Source organism: Rhodococcus sp. NPDC058639 (assembly GCF_042717545.1).
Taxonomy (GTDB): domain Bacteria; phylum Actinomycetota; class Actinomycetes; order Mycobacteriales; family Mycobacteriaceae; genus Rhodococcus.
The window spans coordinates 368,978-385,414 of sequence record NZ_JBHXRF010000005.1 but is presented as its reverse complement, the minus strand read 5'-3'; the positions used below and the strand labels follow the sequence as shown (position 1 = coordinate 385,414).

The 16,437-nt window shown below is 65.1% G+C and carries 14 protein-coding genes; 6 read left to right on the top strand and 8 right to left on the bottom strand.

Annotation, left to right across the window (positions count from 1 at the left end; genetic code table 11):
* Positions 1-3: 3 nt before the first annotated feature.
* From ACFWU2_RS12505 to ACFWU2_RS12490, 4 genes are read right to left on the bottom strand one after another with little or no spacing between them, the layout of a single operon-like run.
* Complete coding sequence (locus ACFWU2_RS12505; RefSeq protein ID WP_378606108.1) at positions 4-294, bottom strand: DUF3263 domain-containing protein; 291 nt, start codon at positions 292-294, stop codon at positions 4-6.
* Positions 295-340: 46 nt separating this feature from the next.
* A complete protein-coding gene (locus ACFWU2_RS12500; RefSeq protein ID WP_378606105.1) occupies positions 341-1,768 on the bottom strand; it encodes a FadD3 family acyl-CoA ligase in 1,428 nt (475 codons plus the stop codon).
* On the bottom strand, positions 1,765-2,946 hold the full coding sequence (locus ACFWU2_RS12495) for an amidohydrolase family protein (RefSeq protein WP_378606102.1): 1,182 nt from the start codon (positions 2,944-2,946) through the stop codon (positions 1,765-1,767). Before ACFWU2_RS12495 ends, ACFWU2_RS12500 begins: the two co-directional genes overlap by 4 nt.
* 28 nt (positions 2,947-2,974) lie before the next feature.
* Entirely contained in the window at positions 2,975-4,522 is a 1,548-nt protein-coding gene (locus ACFWU2_RS12490) for an AMP-binding protein (RefSeq protein ID WP_378606099.1), read from the bottom strand.
* A 131-nt stretch (positions 4,523-4,653) separates the two neighbouring features.
* Here ACFWU2_RS12490 and ACFWU2_RS12485 point away from each other — a divergent pair, with 131 nt between their 5' ends.
* Together ACFWU2_RS12485 and ACFWU2_RS12480 are read left to right on the top strand one after the other, a co-directional pair.
* Complete coding sequence (locus ACFWU2_RS12485) at positions 4,654-5,370, top strand: enoyl-CoA hydratase/isomerase family protein (RefSeq protein ID WP_378606288.1); 717 nt, start codon at positions 4,654-4,656, stop codon at positions 5,368-5,370.
* Between the two features lie 309 nt (positions 5,371-5,679).
* Positions 5,680-6,390 (top strand): M23 family metallopeptidase, encoded by a 711-nt coding sequence (locus ACFWU2_RS12480; protein ID WP_378606285.1) that lies wholly within the window; start codon positions 5,680-5,682, stop codon positions 6,388-6,390.
* A gap of 55 nt (positions 6,391-6,445) precedes the next feature.
* Here ACFWU2_RS12480 and ACFWU2_RS12475 read toward each other — a convergent pair whose 3' ends face one another.
* Positions 6,446-8,416: a M13 family metallopeptidase gene (locus ACFWU2_RS12475; RefSeq protein WP_378606096.1), complete on the bottom strand. Its 1,971-nt coding sequence runs from the start codon at positions 8,414-8,416 to the stop codon at positions 6,446-6,448.
* A 139-nt stretch (positions 8,417-8,555) separates the two neighbouring features.
* On the opposite strand from ACFWU2_RS12475, the gene ACFWU2_RS12470 reads away from it, so the two are divergent.
* The gene (locus ACFWU2_RS12470) at positions 8,556-9,740 is read left to right on the top strand and encodes a serine hydrolase domain-containing protein (protein WP_378606093.1); all 1,185 of its coding nucleotides are present in this window, start codon (positions 8,556-8,558) and stop codon (positions 9,738-9,740) included.
* A 143-nt stretch (positions 9,741-9,883) separates the two neighbouring features.
* Here the strand turns inward: ACFWU2_RS12470 and ACFWU2_RS12465 are convergent, their stop codons facing one another.
* The 3 genes from ACFWU2_RS12465 to ACFWU2_RS12455 all read right to left on the bottom strand — a co-directional run bounded on the left by ACFWU2_RS12465 (position 9,884) and on the right by ACFWU2_RS12455 (position 12,674).
* Positions 9,884-10,192, bottom strand: coding sequence for a hypothetical protein (locus ACFWU2_RS12465; RefSeq protein ID WP_378606090.1), 309 nt, complete (start codon positions 10,190-10,192; stop codon positions 9,884-9,886).
* 453 nt (positions 10,193-10,645) lie between these two features.
* Positions 10,646-11,575, bottom strand: coding sequence for a PaaI family thioesterase (locus ACFWU2_RS12460; RefSeq protein WP_378606087.1), 930 nt, complete (start codon positions 11,573-11,575; stop codon positions 10,646-10,648).
* Between the two features lie 64 nt (positions 11,576-11,639).
* Positions 11,640-12,674: a sigma-70 family RNA polymerase sigma factor gene (locus ACFWU2_RS12455; RefSeq protein ID WP_378606084.1), complete on the bottom strand. Its 1,035-nt coding sequence runs from the start codon at positions 12,672-12,674 to the stop codon at positions 11,640-11,642.
* Positions 12,675-12,873: 199 nt separating this feature from the next.
* On the opposite strand from ACFWU2_RS12455, the gene ACFWU2_RS12450 reads away from it, so the two are divergent.
* The 3 genes from ACFWU2_RS12450 (at position 12,874) to ACFWU2_RS12440 (ending at position 16,436) form a co-directional block, all read left to right on the top strand.
* Positions 12,874-14,328: an ABC1 kinase family protein gene (locus ACFWU2_RS12450; protein WP_378606081.1), complete on the top strand. Its 1,455-nt coding sequence runs from the start codon at positions 12,874-12,876 to the stop codon at positions 14,326-14,328.
* Between the two features lie 109 nt (positions 14,329-14,437).
* Positions 14,438-15,247: a crotonase/enoyl-CoA hydratase family protein gene (locus tag ACFWU2_RS12445; protein WP_378606074.1), complete on the top strand. Its 810-nt coding sequence runs from the start codon at positions 14,438-14,440 to the stop codon at positions 15,245-15,247.
* A gap of 31 nt (positions 15,248-15,278) precedes the next feature.
* Positions 15,279-16,436, top strand: a complete 1,158-nt coding sequence (locus ACFWU2_RS12440; protein ID WP_378606071.1) for an acyl-CoA dehydrogenase family protein — start codon at positions 15,279-15,281, stop codon at positions 16,434-16,436.
* Position 16,437 lies beyond the last annotated feature (1 nt).

Here is a 16,437-nt window from a genome sequence, read left to right as displayed (position 1 = left end):
TTGTCAGGCAGAGAGCTTACTGAGGGGATGCTCGGACGACACGCGACGCGGTCGCGCCCGGTCGCCGCCGGACCGGATATCGATCGTGCTGAGGCGGTCGTCGCAGATCCGGACGAGGTCCGTGAGTACCTGCGGCTCGAGCCGGTTCCAGCGGTGTTTGGTCAGGAGTCTGCGTAGCCGATGGAAATAGTCCTCGGGGGAGATCCCGAAGGTGACGAAGATGTCTTCGTCGGGCCCGCCGTTCCAGTGGCGCCACTTTACGGCGAAGGCAAGTATTGCAGCTTCATCGGTCATCGCGCCGTCTCCTTCGATTGTTTTGGGGGGGTCGATGCGCTGTGCATCAACGCAATTGGTCTTTCATGACTTTGCCCGTCGCGTTCAGCGGCAGGGCCTCGAGGTACTCGATTTCACGAGGGGCCTTGAACCCGGCCATTCGCTGCCGGCTCCAGCCGAGCAACTCCTCCGGCGGTACCGGATTCGCCGACACGACGAATGCTTTTGCGACCTGTCCGAGGCGCTGGTCCGGAATACCGATCACGGCGACCTGGTCGACGGCCGGGTGCTCGAGCAGGAACCCCTCGATTTCCGCGGGATATGCATTGAAGCCACCGACTATGAACATGTCCTTCTTGCGACCGACGATCCGCAGGTGGCCGTCGTCGTCCAGCGTCCCGAGATCTCCGGTATGCAACCAGCCTTCGGGGTCGACAGCTTCCGAGGTTGCCTCCGGATCGTCGAAATAACCCTGCATGACATTGTAGCCCCGGATGAGCACTTCTCCGTCACCCGCGATTCGGACTTCTATTCCCTCACAAGGAATCCCGACTGTGGTGGCGATCTGTTCGAAAGTGTCTCCGGGCCGGGAGGCCGTGGCCGTGCCCGCTTCGCTCAGTCCGTACCCGGTCATGATGGTCCGAAACGGCAATTCGTTGCGGATACGGCGGATGAGATCGACGGGGATGTCTGCCGACCCGGTTACCGCTGCACGCAACGACGACAGGTCCCGGGTGCCCTGTGCTGCGAGAAGGGAATGGTAGAGCGTCGGCGGCCCGGGAAGTACGGTAACCCGTTCGCGTTCGACCAGTTCGAGAACTCGGTCGACATCGAGAACAGGCACGGGGAGTACGGTGGCGCCCCGGATCATCGACGCGATCAGACCGGCTTTGTAGCCGAACATGTGGAAGAACGGATTGACGACCAGATATCTGTCGCCCTTGCGGAGATCGGCGAGGTCGCACCACTCCGAGAACATCCGGAGAGTCTGGCTGTGGTTCATCATCACGCCCTTGGGGCGTCCGGTGGTTCCCGAGGTGTACATGATGTCGGCGATATCGTCGCCACTCATCCTGCGAGCGAACGGGTTTCCGCTCTCCAGAAATCCCGACCTCATGTCGAACGTAGGTACTCCTGCCGGAGTGCGGAATTCGGTACCGAGGAAGCCGTTCTGGACGAGCACGGCCTTCGCTCCGCTGCGACGAATGATGTCGCCGGCCTCATCCTCTTTGTAGCGCGTGTTGACGGGGACGAGGATTCCGCCCGCTGCGAGCAACCCGAAGGCTGCGACGATCCATTCTGCGGAGTTGGGGGCCCAGATCGCTACCCGGTCACCCTTGTCGATACCCGCCGCTGCGAATGCTCCCGCGGCCCGGCGGATGCGGGCGGTGAGCTCGGTGAAGGTGAGCCGGAGGTCCCCGTCGACGACCGCTTCGGCATCGCCGAAGCGGTCGTCCGTGCTGAGGACCATCTCGGGGATGGTCCGCCAGGTCATACCTTCAGCAGCCTCGCGAGATTGCCACCCATAACCAGCTTCTGATCCTCGAGGGGAAGATGCTGGATGTGGTCGATGTAGCTGGTCGGCTCGGCCAGGCCCTCGGGGTGGGGGTAGTCGGAACCGAAGAGCACGTGGTCGGCACCGATGAGGGCCGTCAGCTTACTGAAGTCCTCTTCCCAGAAGGGGCTGACGTAGATGCTCTTCTTGACTGCCGCGACCGGGTCCTGCATGCCGAAGCCTTCGGGAGCCTTCTTGAAGGTGTCACCGAGGGTCTGCAGCACGTGCGGCAACCAGGATGCACCGTTCTCGATGACGGCGATCCGCAGTTCCGGGAAGCGGAACAGCGCACCGTGGCAGACCCATGACGCCACGGCATCCTGGATCGGACGCCATTCGCTGACCATGCGGAACGCGTTTGTGACGAACGGGAGCATTTCGTCGCCCGTGCCGTCCCACTCCTGGTTGTACCGGGCGTAGCCACTGTCGGACGAGTGCTGGGTGACCAGGACGTCGAGTTCGACGACGCGCTTCCAGAACGGATCGAACTCCGGGAGTGCGAACGAGCGCGGACCCTTGTAGCCGGGAACCGGTGCGGGCCGGACGAGGATCGCCTTCGCGCCGCGCTCGACACACCACTCCAGCTCTTCGATCGCCTTGTCGACGATCGGCAGGCTGATGACCGGGACGGTGAAGATGCGGTCCTTGTAGTTGAATCCCCAGGTCTCGTACAGCCACTGGTTGAGTGAGTGGACGACCGCGTGGATCAGCTCGGGATTGTCGCGCATGCGCTCTTCGACGAGGCTGGCCAGCGTCGGGAACATCAGAGTGCGGTCGATCTGGAGTTCGTCCATGAGCTCGAGACGCGCAGCGGGTTCACGGAAGGCGTCGATCGACTTCATCGGCTTGCCGAAGATCTCCCGCTTGCTCTTGCCCTCGGGATTGCCGTTCTTGAAGTAGTCCTCCATCGCTCCGGGACGAGCGACCACCTCGAAGGTGGGGTTGGGGATGTACTCGCTGATCTGGTTGCGGATTGCGATCTTCGTGCGGCCTTCGACCTGCACGTACTTGATGGCGCCCTTGTACTTCTCCGGCAGGAACTTGGTGAGAGCTTCCTCGGTCTCGTACAGGTGGTTGTCCGCATCGAACAGCGGATACGGCAATTCTTTCGGTGACATAGATCCTCCTTCTCCTGTTGTGAGAATACTATTCTCTTCCGCGGGAGGCCGCAATATCCCCGCGCACCCGGAACTTCTGGATCTTGCCGCTCGCGGTGCGGGGGAACTCCGCCACTTCATGCAGTTCCTCGGGCCACTTCTGCTTCGCGATACCGGACGCCCGGAAGTGTTCGCGCAACTCGTCGAGCGTGGGCATCGCGTGCCCCGGATGCAGCCTCAGTACCGCCGCGGCGTGCTCACCCAGGCGCTCGTCGGGGGCGGAGACGACCGCAGCCTCCGCGACCGACGGAAGTGTCAGCAGGACTTCTTCCACTTCGAGGGCGCTGATGTTCTCGCCACCCCGGATGATGAAGTCGGCCTTACGGTCGGTGATGGTCAGGAAGCCGTCGTCGTCCAGCACCCCGATGTCGCCCGTGTGGTACCACCCGTCCTCGTCGAACATACGGGCGGTGAGTTCGGGATCGGTGTAGCCCATGCAGAGATCCGGTCCGCGGCTCAGGATCTCGCCGTCCTCGGTGAGGCGGATCTCGACTCCCGGTGAGACGCAGCCGTCGGTGAAGAGCCGCTTGTCGGCGGGGTGGGTTACCAGCGAACTCGTGATCGACGGATGCTCGGTGCTCCCGTACGCCCGGAACACGGTGATCCCGAGCGAGTCGAGCCGGCGGGTGACTGCGGCCGGAACGGTCGACCCGCCGAGACCCGCGTACTTCATGTACTTCAGGTGCCGGTCGGGATCGAAGTCCGGGTGATCGAGGAGGCTGGTGACGAAGTACGTCGCGCCACCGCCGATGACCAGGCCGTCGCTCTCCATGAGTTCGATTGCGCGAGCGGGATTCCAGACGTCGAGCAGGTTGATGGGGGAGTTGTCGAGAAGGGGGATCAGGAAGGCATTGACCATGCCGATGAAGTGCCCCACCGGTGCGCCTGTGAGCTGCATGCCCCGGTCGGCGGGATAGCGGGCGGTGAGTTGCCGCGTCTCGAATCCGAGTGTGCGGTGGCTGTGGACCACGCCTTTGGGATCACTCGTGGTGCCGGAGGTGAACGCGAGCAGCGCCGGTGCCGCGGGGTCGGTGGGGAGAACACCTTCGAAGGGTTCGGCGTCGAGCAGGTCGTCGAAATCGCGCCCGACGACGCCGACGATCGGGATGTCGGCGCAGAGGTCGGGCTGGTACTCGGTGTACCCGAACCGCTCGGCACACACGAAGACCTTGGGCGAGGATTCGCGCAGGATGAACCCGAGTTCCTTGCGGCCGTAGAAGTGCACGATCGGCACCACGGTCGCACCGAGGAAGGACGTCGCCCAGAAGACGGCGGCCGCTTCCATCCAGTTCGGCAACTGGAACGCCACCACGTCGCCGGGGCCGACGCCGCGCCGGCGCAGGCCCGCTGCGAGACGACGCGCGACGTTTTCGACCTCACCGACTGTCCCCGACCAGGGCCGCACGTCGGAGTGGACCCGGAACTCGATGTCTGGGGCGGCCTTCAGACCACGAGCCAGCATGTCGCCGATGGTCTCGCGTGTCCACCACCCTTCGTGCTCGTAGCGTTCGACCAATTCGGGGGGTAACTGCCGCATCGTGGGAGCTCCAAGGTCAAGGGTGAGACCGCTCTGCCGTGCGTCGCTGCGCGCGGAGTCGGCTTCGGTCATATGCGAGCATGTTATTCTCCGAATTCCAGAATTCCAATATCAATTCGGAGAACAGAGCTATGGTCGATCTCGAACTCGAAGACGGACTGGCGATTGTCACGATCGATCGCCCCCACGCTCGCAACGCGATTGCGCCCGAGACCATGGACCAACTCGAGAAGGTTCTCGACGCCGCTGCCGGCGCGCGCGCGTTGGTCATCCGGGGTGCGGGCGACAAGGCTTTCGTATCCGGCGGTGATCTCAAGGAACTGGCAAAACTGCGGACCCACGAGGAGGCCGCCGAGATGGCGCGCCAGATGCGGGCGATCTGCGATCGGATCGCGGAGTTCCCGGCGCCCGTCGTTGCGGCGCTGAACGGACATGCGCTGGGCGGGGGTGCCGAGGTCGCGGTGGCCGCGGATATCCGGGTCGCCGCCGACGACATCAGGATCGGGTTCAATCAATCCACGCTCGCGATCATGCCTGCGTGGGGTGGCGCAGAACGGCTCGCGTCACTCGTGGGCCGGGGCCGGGCTCTGATGCTGGCGGGTTCCGGCACCATCCTTCGTGCCGAAGAAGCCGAGCGACTGGGACTCGTCGATCGGGTCCTTCCGCGCGAGACGTTCGACGAAGGGTGGCGCGCGCTCGGTCGTGCGCTCGCCAACGATTCATCCGCGTCGATCAAACGGGTGATGAACGGGGCCACTCCGGCCGAAGCCGTCGACGCCTTTGCTCGCCTGTGGGTTGCCGATGCGCACTGGGAAGCAGCCGAAAAAGTGATGAATCGGGCGCGCTGAAACCTCTCGGACGCGTGACCTCGGCCACTTTTCCGTCGAAACCTCCGAGACCTCGCGAACCAACTGAGGTTCGTGTGACCAGAGATATCTCTTTTTCGTAACCTGAGCCACTCTTTACAACGAACGTGTCAAGACGCCACGCCGTAGATCCGTAAAATCGGCGCTATCGTGATGATCTCGTAATCAGTTCGTTATCAGGGGACGACCAAGAGGGACTCGGCTTTGTCACACACATCGGAACACCTCGACCACGCCACCCGTGCATCCCACGGCCTCACCACGGCCGCACGCGTCGGCCGATGGGCGGCCGTGGTCCTCGTGACCGGTGCCCTCACTGCCGGCGGAACCACAGCCGCGAACGCGGCCGGCGGACCGGCCCGCCTCGAGACCGGTCCGGCATGGACGGGCATCGCTACGACCGCACTGTCCACCGCACCCCAGGTCCTGACGGTCCCCGGGTTCGAGTCCACCGACTACGCCGAGAAGTTGCGGCGTGCGTCGGAGCGCGAAGCCGCCGCTCTGCAGGCCGAGGCCGATCGTATCGCGCACGAGGAAGCCGATCGGCTCGCCCGAGAGGCAGCCGAACAGGCTGCCCGCGAAGAGGCCGCGCGTCGCCCCGCACTGGCGTTCCCCGCCGCGGGCACTCTCACCTCCGGCTTCGGCGCGCGGTGGGGAACCAACCACAACGGCATCGACATCGCCAACTCGATCGGTACCCCCATCGTGTCCGTGACCGACGGCGTCGTGATCGAGACCGGCCCGGCCACGGGATTCGGACTGTGGGTGCGCATCGCTCAGGACGACGGAACGATCGGAGTGTTCGGGCACATCGACCAGTCCCTGGTCTCGGTCGGTCAGCACGTGCGTGCCGGCGAGGTGATCGCGACGATGGGTAACCGCGGCCAGTCCACCGGACCGCACCTTCACTACGAAGTGTGGCTGCCCAACGGCGTCAAGACCGACCCCATCCCGTGGTTCCACGCGCGTGGCATCCCGGTGCCCAGCTCGCACCTCGGCTGACGAAACCACGAAAGCCCCCATGTTCGGAAAGAACATGGGGGCTTTCGCGTATCGATCACCAGATTTTCACGCGCTCCGACGGATCGAGGTAGAGGCCGTCGCCCTCCTGCACGTCGAACGCCCGGTAGAACTCGTCGATGTTCCGGACGACCCCGTTGCACCGGAACTCGGGCGGCGAATGCGGATCGACGGCAAGTCGGCGGAGCGCCTCTTCGTCACGAACCTTGGTGCGCCACACCTGCGCCCAGCCGAAGAACACGCGCTGCAGTCCGGTGAGCCCGTCGATGACGGGCGCAGGGCTGCCGTCGAGTGCGATCGCGTACGCCTTCAGAGCGATCGAGAGGCCGCCGAGATCGCCGATGTTCTCGCCGATCGTGAACTTCCCGTTGACGTGATGTCCGGGCAACGCCTTCGGCTCGAACGTGTCGTACTGCGCGATCAGTTGTGCGGTGCGCTTACCGAATTCCTCACGATCCGAGTCGGTCCACCAATTCTCGAGGTTTCCGTCCCCGTCGTACTTGGCACCCTGGTCGTCGAATCCGTGCCCGATCTCGTGCCCGATCACCGCACCGATCCCGCCGTAGTTCGCGGCGTCGTCGGCGTGGAGATCGAAGAACGGGGGCTGCAGAATCGCTGCGGGGAAGACGATCTCGTTCATTCCCGGGTTGTAGTAGGCGTTCACCGTCTGCGGGGTCATGAACCACTCGTCGCGGTCGACCGGACCGCCGAGCTTGGCGAGATCACGGTCGTACTCCGCAGCATATCCGCTGCGGTAGTTGCCGACGAGGTCCCCGGAGGTGACGGTGACCGCCGAATAGTCACGCCACTTGTCCGGATACCCGACCTTGGGCGTGAACTTGTCGAGTTTGCGGAGTGCCGCCGCGCGCGTCTCCGGGCTCATCCACTCGAGGTCGGTGATGCTCTGCCGGTACGCCTCTTTGAGGTTCTCGACCAGCACCTGCATCCGGGCCTTCGCCTCGGCGGGGAAGTGCTGTTCGACGTAGATCTTGCCGACGGCCTCGCCGAGCAGGTCTTGCACCAGCGACACTCCTCGCTTCCAGCGAGCGCGGATCTCTCGGGCACCGGTGAGTTCGCGCCCGTAGAACGCGAAATTCTCGTCGACGATCGCCGAGGTGAGATACGGCGCGCGTGCCCGCAGCACCCGCCACGTCGCCCACGCCTTCCAGTCGTCGAGGGATTCGTCCGCCCACAACTGCGCGAACACGTCGAGGAAACTGGGCTGCCTGACCACGATCTCCGACCACTGCTCGGGGGTCGCACCGGTCGCGGTGATCCAGCCCGCCCACTCGAATCCGGGCCGATCGGCGATCAGTGAATCCAGGGTGATCAGGTTGTAGGTGAGGTCCGCGTCGCGGCGTTTGACGACATCCCAGTGCCCGGCCGCGAGTGCGGTCTCCAGAGCGACGACCCGCGCGGGGTCGTGGTCGAGGCCGGCGAGGGCGAACATGCGGCCGATGTGCTCGGTGTACGAGGCGCGGATATCGGCGTACCGGTCCTCCCGGTAGTACGACTCGTCCGGAAGACCGAGCCCGCCCTGCGTTATGTGCATCAGATACCGCTGAGAATTCTTCGAGTCGGTGTCGACGTAGTGCGCGAGCGCTCCGCTGACACCGACTCGCTGAAGTTCGCCGAGGACCGATGCGAGCGCAGCGCGGTCGGGCGCGCCGGCGATCGCAGCTAGTTCCGCGGAGATCGGAGCCAGGCCCGCGGCCTCGATGGAATCGATATCCATGAAGCTCGCAAACAGGTCACCGATCTTCTGCGCATCGGTGCCGGGTTCGCTGCTCGACGCCGCAGCCTCCTCGATGATCGACCGGACGTCGACCTCGGCTTTGTCGGCGAGCGTGCGGAACGCGCCGTCGAGAGCGCGGTCGGCCGGAATCTCGTGTTCGGCGAGCCACCGCCCGCTGACGTGCTCGAACAGGTCGTCCTGGGGCCGGACGTGCTCGTCGACATGTTCGAGATCGATGCCGGAGCGGATCTCCGAATGTGGCGCGATGGTCATGGGCTCCATCCTTACACCGATTCCCCGGGAGGTGCAGACGCCCACCCGAACGCGGAGAACCTCCACGCCGGTGGTGCGCGGCTCCTACGATCGTGCGGGGGACAGCGGTTCGCGACGGTAGCGCTAGGAGCTCGGTGGCATGACCCAGAACGACATACCGGCCACGCAGATGGTGGTCGACCCGCGCTTCATGCCGGTCGCCGATCAGTTCTTCCGGATGTTCTTCTCACCCGGTCAGGGTGGCGGTGCACTGACGTGTTACCTGCACGGCGAATGTGTTCTCGACATCTGGGCCGGGTGGGCGGCCCGCGACCAGCGGTGGAAACGCGACACGGTGGTGCTGTCCTTCTCGACGGGGAAGGGAGTTGCCAGCACGGTTCTCCATCGCCTCGCCGAGCGGGGACTCGTGAAGTACGACAGTCCCGTGGCGCAGTACTGGCCGGAGTTCGCCGCGGCGGGCAAGGACGCCATCACGGTTCGTGAGCTGATGTCCCACCGCGCCGGGCTGCACAAGGCGCGGGGACTCGTCCCGGGACGATTCGGTTTGCTCGACTCCGAGGCCGTCGCTGTTGCGCTCGCCGCAGCGCCCCCGGACCCGCGTCGCTTGGCCGGACCCGGCTATCACGCCGTCACCTACGGAAACCTCGTTGCGGAGATCGCGGCGCGCGCGTCCGGGAAATCGTTCGAGGAACTCGTCCGCACCGAAATCGCCGAGCCGCTCGGAATGGAGGAGTTCTGGTACCGGGTGCCGCAGGACCAGCGTCATCGCATCGCACGAGTCTTCCCCAAGATCAACTTTCTGCCCGCGCCGTGGGCCACCGCGGGTGCGGTGCTCGCCCGGACACCCGGTCTGCGTGGACTCGCTGAGGCCGGCATGGCCGAGGGATTCGACGAGTTGATGCGCAGCCCGCGAGCACACGATTCGGTGATGCCCGGCTGGAACGGTGTCTTCACCGCCCGCGCGCTCGCTCGGATGTACGCGGCGATCGCAGGCGGAGGAATGATCGACGACGTCCGTCTGCTGAAGAAGGACACCGTTGCCCAGTTGCTCGAAGTGCAGACCCGGCGTCGCGATTACGTGCTCGGAATCCGGGCCAATTGGCGACTCGGCTACCACCCCGCATGGGTCGCCCTGCGGCAACAGCCGTTGCGTTCCGTCGGCCATTACGGCTTCGGTGGCTCCGGTGCCTTCGCGGACCCCGACACGGGGTTGTCGGTCGCATTCGTCACCAACCGGATGGGCAACGCGTTCAGCACGCTCTCGGACGGGCGTTTTCCGCGGATCGGCGCCGCAGCGGTGACCGCTGCGCGCCGAGCCACGTGATCACACGTCGATACTCGGGCACTGCGATGCGGGCGGGACCTGTTCCGGCTTCGAATCGGAACCTCGGCCGCGCAGGTACTGCGCGCAGCGCGCTACCCGGCCGCGCCGGCGAAGCGCGCGGTCGGGTACCGGGACCGGTCCGTTCAGTGATCGCGGAAGCAGGCGATATGGAAGGGCCGGGCAGCAGGCTTACCGGTCGCGTCGTAGGTGTGGACCCTCATACGGTTCGGATCTTCGTCCAGTGACACCGTGATGAGTCCCGGTTCGACGGGCTCGGTCAGTGCGCTGCCGATGGTTCCCGCAAAGTTGGTTTTGGCCTCCCCTTGAAGTGGGACCTTCCAGGTCAGGATGTATTCGTTCTCCCCGACCAACTCACAGTCCGATATCAGGTAGCCACGTGCGATGCTGCCGTCTGCAGCGATCACGCAGGCGAGGCGGTTCTCGAATGTCATCGGTCCTCCGGCGGTTCGGTTGGGTGGTGCTTCCGGACATCGTTTTGCGGATCAGCGTTTTCGGGAGGCTCACCTACGTCCGCTGCTTTTGTCCGGGATGCCCAGGGCGCCCCGGCGCGGCGGTCGTACGGCTGTGGTACGTCGCCAAACGGGCGTACGACGCCAAATGCCCATATGTAACTGAGTTTTCGCAGATCCCGATAGGCTCCCCAGCTGGAACCCGGTGGCGGGATCGCGCTCTCTCTCCAACTCCCCGGCGAAAAGAGTCATGACCCGCCCGACCAATGACCGTCCTTGTCTCTCAACGGTTTCGTCGGCCTGCACCGATCTGTCGAGCATCGGTCTTGGCAACGATACTCGGGCCGAGTGCTCTTCGGGATGGAATCGTAAAGAGGCACAGATGCATTGACGATGTTCCTGATCGTGCCGTCGGTCCGCGTGAAAAAGGTGCGTCTACTCTCCCGCAAAGAGTTGAACGTTGGCGTGGGCACGCACATACACGGTGCCATCCATACCGCAGATCACCGTCTCGATCGAGGCGAGGCGGCGCCCGGCACGGGTCACCTCGGACTTGATGCGCACAGCAGGGCCCGGTGCGGCAGGGGAACGCAGGTAGTCGGCGCTGATCTGGAGGATCCGGTATCGCCCGCCGACACCGGTGAGGGTCTGTGCGGCCAGACCGGACACGATCTCCGCCATCGACATGAGCACACCGCCGTGAATGGATGCGATCGGATTCGCCATCCACGCGAGCGGGACGATCTCACCGTCCACGGTGCCGTGCCGGACGTCGGTCAGGGTCATGCCCAGCAGCCCCGCGAGCGGGCCGCGCGGCAACCTCCCCGCCGCGATTTCTTGGACGATCTCGAGACCCGCCAGTTCCGCGAGGACTCCCGTGTCGGCCCATCCCTCGGGCTCGACGTCGGTGATGGACGGGTGAGTGCTGTCCGGTGCACGCAGATCGTCGGACGGCGCGCGGCCCACCACGATCGATCGTCCGGTCAGGTGCATGACCGGGTTGCCGTCGTCGTCGAACATCGTTGCTTCGGCGAGCCCGGTGGTGTCGTCGAAGTACACACCCCGTCCGCGTCCCGACACGGAACCCTCGGTGGGGAATGCGTGCGCGGAGGACACCGTGATCTGGGACATCACCGTCTGCGGCCGTTCGCCGGTCGCGTGCAATCGCGCGACGGCGACAGCTGCGCCCACCGACACGTCGGTGAGCACGCCGACCGAACCGATCGTCGTCTGTCCACGGTGGTCGAGGAACTGTGGGCCGACGGGCTGGGATACCGCTATCTCGTTGTCGCCGACGATCGACAGGGCTATGCCCGTGAACGAGGTGGGCCTGTCGAGAGGGAAGGGTGCTGCGCCGGTGATCATGCCCCTTCTCTATCAGGGGCACCGATCGCCCCGCTTCGCGGGTGGCCGGTGTCGAGTCGTGTCGTCAGCGTAGGTCCGGCGGGAACGCCGGCAATCCGAAGCGGGCGAACAGGGCGCTGGTGTCATCGGCGAAGAAGGCAGTGGTGTGTGCGACCTTCCTGCCCACGATGTCGAGCACCTGCAGCTGAAAAGGGCGATGCAGCCCGTCTTCGCCACGCATGTAGAGCCCGAAAGCAGGCTGGCCGTTTGCGACCGTGCGGACCATGACCTGATCGCCAGGCTCCTTCGCCGGGCAATTGAGCTTGATGAGCCGGACGATGGCGTCGGCTCCCTGGTACCAGCCGTCGAACGGCGGCATCTCCCAGATGGCGTCCTTCGTGAGCATGTCGACGAGCGAGTCGATGTCGTACTTCTCGAAACCTTCGACCCACCGCTCGAGCAGCGCTTTCGCTTCCGCGCTGTCGGGTTCGGTCAGGTCGTCCGAGGTCACCTGCGCATCCTTGAGCTGCGCCCGAGCGCGCTGGAGCAGGCTGTTCACGGCAGCCGTCGACGTATCGAGGGCTGTTGCGACCTCGGCCGCACGCCATTGCAGCACGTCGCGCAGCAGCAGCACGGCGCGCTGCCGGGCGGAGAGATGCTGTAGCGCCGCAACGAACGCCAATCTGATCGAATCGCGTGATGCGACGATCGTCGCGGGGTCGGACGGGTCGTCGGAACGACCGTCGTCCGTGTAGGTGCCGGGGATGGGTTCGAGCCACGGAACCTCTTGGCGGATCACGAGATCGTCGGCAGGGTCGGAGCTCGGTGCGCCGAGACCGGTAGGCAAAGGACGGCGTTTGCGTCCTTCGAGCGCGGTCAGGCAGACATTGGTCGCGATGCGATGGAGCCACGTGCGAAGTGACGAGCGGCCACCGAAGTTGTCGTAGCCCCGCCACGCGCGGAGATAGGTCTCCTGCACGAGGTCTTCCGCATCGTGGAGCGACCCGCTCATCCGGTAGCAATGGGCGAGAAGCTCGCGCCGGAAGGGCTCCGCCAGTCCCATGAAATCGGTCTCGTCGGCGACAGTGCCGGGGGGACCGGGGAGAAGTTGTTCTGCCATACCGCACCCACTCTGATCGTCGGCCCGAACGACTACCCGTCAAAGGGTAGTCGGGGGCACCGACACAGAACACCCTAGAAATACCCCGAGAACTCACGTTCGAGAGTTCGTGCCTCTCGATCCTGCTGACCTCTCCGGGTAGCGTGCTCACAGCCGCGCCGTCGGGTGCGCGCATCGGTGAAGGAGTTGGGGGCACTCGGTGCAGAATCACACACTGCGCGACCAGGCATCGGAGGTCACCGTGGGGGCGGCGCAACTACCGCCTCGCGGACCCGTGGGGCCGTGCTCGGGTGGCCCGTCGGCCGAGGCGCTACGGGTGGACCGGCCGCCGCTCGACCGGTTCGGTCTCGCCGAACTCGGCCGCGCCGTGGTGGTGGGCGTGGTTCTCGTGACTTTCGTGCTGTGGGCGGTGCTTCGCTGGGTTGTGCGTCCGCGTGAGCGGGGCGTTGTCGCCGCGGCCGCGCACGGCACGGTCGATGCGTTCGAACATCTCGGCCCCACCTTCGTGAAGCTCGGTCAGCTCATCGCTTCGTCGCCCGGATTGTTTCCCGTGGCCCTCGCGGATGCGTGCCTGCGGATGCTCGACGACGTCCCGACGTTTCCTTCCGCGGAAGCGCGCGCGGTGATCGAAGCGGATCTCGGACACCGGATCGAGGAGATGTTCGCGTCGTTCGAGGATGTTCCGCTCGCGGCTGCCTCTGTCGCTCAGGTGCACGGGTGCGTGTTGCGCGACGGGCGCCGCGCCGTGGTGAAGGTGCAGCGCCCCGGAATCGCCCGGCGCATGCTCGTCGACCTGCGTGCCGCCTACATGGGTGCCCGGCTCCTGCAGGTGTTCGAGTTCTTCCGGATCGCCAACACACCCGCGATCATCCGCGACCTCTACAACGCGACCATGACCGAACTCAACGCCACGGTCGAGGCGGACCGGCAGGACCGGTTCCGGCGCAACATCGCGGCCTTCGGCGACAACAGATTCGTGACCGTCCCCGAGGTGTACTGGGACTGGTGCGGCCCGCGCGTGATCTGCATGGAGCGCCTCAGCGGCCGACCGCTCGACCGTGTCGTTCCGGGGCAGGACGGTATCGACACCGCGCTGCTGGTGCGGCGGGGAGTGAAGGTGTGGATCGAGGCGGTGCTGTGCCACGGGCCGTTCCACGGGGACGTGCACGCGGGAAATCTCTGGCTCCTCGACGACGGCCGGGTCGCGCTACTCGACTTCGGGATCGTCGGCGAGTTGCCCGAGAAATGGCGTGAGTTGCTCCGGTCGCTGTTCCGGGCCGCACTGCTCGAGGGAGATTTCACCGAGGTGGCCCGCAGTGTGCGGGCGCTGGGTGTCGCGGCGGATCTCGACGTCGACGATGTGGAGGTGGGCCGGCAAGTGGCCGAAACCTTCGGGCCGCTGCTCGGTCGGGATATGGGGGAGTTGCGGCTCAGCGAGTTGATCGGCGCTCTCGTGTCGCTCGGACGCAAATGGAACACCTCGAGCCCCGAGGAACTCGTTCTCTTCGGGAAACAGCTCGGGTACTTCGAGCGGTACGCCACGGCGCTCGCGCCCGGATGGGTCCTGGGCCAGGATCCGTTCGTGTTCCGCAACGTCTTTCCCGACGAAGTTCGCATACGAATCGCCGAATCGGGTATGAGTCTGCCCGACTGACCGGACACCCCTCGGGGTCTTTACAGTCACGTGCCCTGTCCGTAGTTTAACGATCGTTCGACCAAATCACGGCTCGAGCCACCTCGGCGACGGAAGGACCACGACCCCTATGACGACAGCGCAGGACGTCGTACTCAGTGAGCGCAACGGAAACGTCGTCACGTGGACGATCAACCTTCCGGATGCCCGCAACCCGATCTCGGGAGACGACGTCGTCGAGCGCCTCGTGTATCTGGTCGACGAAGCGAACAACGACATCGACACCCGCGTCGTTATCCTCACCGGTGCCGGAACCGCCTTTTCCGCCGGCGGCAACGTCAAGGACATGGACGAGCGCGCCGGAATGTTCGCGGGCGCTCCGCACGCGCTCCGGGAGGGTTACCGCCGCGGCATCCAGCGTCTACCCAAAGCGATCTACCACTGCGAGGTACCGATCATCGCTGCCGTCAACGGCCCGGCGGTCGGCGCGGGGTGCGACCTGGCGATGATGTGCGACATGCGAATTGCCTCCACGAAGGCGTTCTTCGCCGAGAGTTTCGTCAAGCTCGGCATCATCCCGGGCGACGGCGGCGCATGGCTGCTTCCCCGCGCGGTCGGTGCTGCCAGGGCCGCCGAGATGGCGTTCACCGGAGATCGTGTCGACGCCGCGACCGCACTCGAATGGGGCATGGTGTCGCAGGTCGTCGAACCCGAAGAACTGCTCGCGGCAGCGAACGCACTGGCCGCGCGGGTCGCGGTCAATCCGCCGAATGCCCTGCGCATGACGAAAAAGCTTCTCCGCGAGGGCCAGCGCGTGGATCTCGACACCCTGCTCGAACTCTCTGCCTCCCTGCAAGCACTGTCACACCACACCCAAGACCACCGTGAGGCCCTTTCCGCGTTCCTCGAACGCCGCCCCGGCAACTTCACGGGTAACTGACCCCGCCTCAGCGCCGTTCGAAGGACGCACCATGCATCGCACGATCATGACCGAAGAGCACGAGCAATTCCGTAAGATGTTGCGGGACTTCATCGAAAAGGAGGTCGTTCCCCACCGCGAGGAGTGGGACGAACTCGGACGTCCCCCGCGCGAATTCTTCACTCGACTCGGTGAACTCGGTGTTCTGGGCATCCAGGTACCCGAGGAATTCGGTGGGGGCGGAGAATCGAGCTTCGTCTACAACACGATCGTGTTCGAAGAGGTCGCCCTCGCCGGAGTCTCGTTCGGCTCGTACACCGTTCACGCGTGCCTGATCCTGCCGTACCTGCTCGAGTACGCCACCGAGGAGCAGAAGAGGCGCTGGCTTCCGGGCTTCGCGGACGGCTCGATCATGACGGCCATCGCAATGACCGAACCGGGCACCGGTTCCGACCTCGCCAACATCGCGACCACCGCAAAGTTGTCGGAAGACGGCTCGCACTACGTCGTCAACGGAGCGAAGACCTTCATCACGGGCGGGGTGACCGCCGATCTGATCCTCACGGTGTGCCGGACTTCGCCGTTCGACCCGGAGAACCGTCGAGGGGGCCTGTCGATCATCGCCGTGCCCACCGACACCGAAGGATTCTCCGTCGGGCGCAAACTCGACAAGATCGGCCTGCACCAACAGGACACGGCCGAACTGTCGTACAACGACGTCCGCGTTCCCGTCGAAAACCTTCTCGGCGAGGAGGGTGCCGGCTTCGGATACCTCACCCACAACCTGCCGCAGGAGCGCCTGAGTATCGCGCTCAACCAGGTCGGATTCGCTGAAGCCGCGATTGCGCACGCGCTCGAGTACACCAGGGACCGCAAGGTGTTCGGGAAGCCGGTCGCGGCATTCCAGAACACCAAATTCGTCCTCGCGGAGTGCTCCGCGGAGACCCAGGCCGCGCGCGTCTACGTCGACCACTGCCTCGAACTGCTCGACCGCAAGGAACTGAGCGTCGCCGATGCCGCCCGTGCGAAGCTGTTCTGCACCGAGGTCGCCGGGCGCGTGATCGACAAGTGTCTTCAATTGCACGGCGGCTACGGGTACATCACCGAGTACCCCATCGCCCGCCTGTATGCGGACACCCGAGTCACCCGAATCTACGGCGGCACCAGCGAAGTGATGAAGACGATCATCTCGAAGGATCTGGGGCTCTAGA

Coding starts and splice junctions, on each gene's coding strand:
- ACFWU2_RS12505 (WP_378606108.1), bottom strand. CDS start 294: ATGACCGATGAAGCTGCAATACTTGCCTTCGCCGTAAAGTGGCGCCAC.
- ACFWU2_RS12500 (WP_378606105.1), bottom strand. CDS start 1,768: ATGACCTGGCGGACCATCCCCGAGATGGTCCTCAGCACGGACGACCGC.
- ACFWU2_RS12495 (WP_378606102.1), bottom strand. CDS start 2,946: ATGTCACCGAAAGAATTGCCGTATCCGCTGTTCGATGCGGACAACCAC.
- ACFWU2_RS12490 (WP_378606099.1), bottom strand. CDS start 4,522: ATGCGGCAGTTACCCCCCGAATTGGTCGAACGCTACGAGCACGAAGGG.
- ACFWU2_RS12485 (WP_378606288.1), top strand. CDS start 4,654: ATGGTCGATCTCGAACTCGAAGACGGACTGGCGATTGTCACGATCGAT.
- ACFWU2_RS12475 (WP_378606096.1), bottom strand. CDS start 8,416: ATGACCATCGCGCCACATTCGGAGATCCGCTCCGGCATCGATCTCGAA.
- ACFWU2_RS12470 (WP_378606093.1), top strand. CDS start 8,556: ATGACCCAGAACGACATACCGGCCACGCAGATGGTGGTCGACCCGCGC.
- ACFWU2_RS12465 (WP_378606090.1), bottom strand. CDS start 10,192: ATGACATTCGAGAACCGCCTCGCCTGCGTGATCGCTGCAGACGGCAGC.
- ACFWU2_RS12460 (WP_378606087.1), bottom strand. CDS start 11,575: ATGATCACCGGCGCAGCACCCTTCCCTCTCGACAGGCCCACCTCGTTC.
- ACFWU2_RS12455 (WP_378606084.1), bottom strand. CDS start 12,674: ATGGCAGAACAACTTCTCCCCGGTCCCCCCGGCACTGTCGCCGACGAG.
- ACFWU2_RS12445 (WP_378606074.1), top strand. CDS start 14,438: ATGACGACAGCGCAGGACGTCGTACTCAGTGAGCGCAACGGAAACGTC.
- ACFWU2_RS12440 (WP_378606071.1), top strand. CDS start 15,279: ATGCATCGCACGATCATGACCGAAGAGCACGAGCAATTCCGTAAGATG.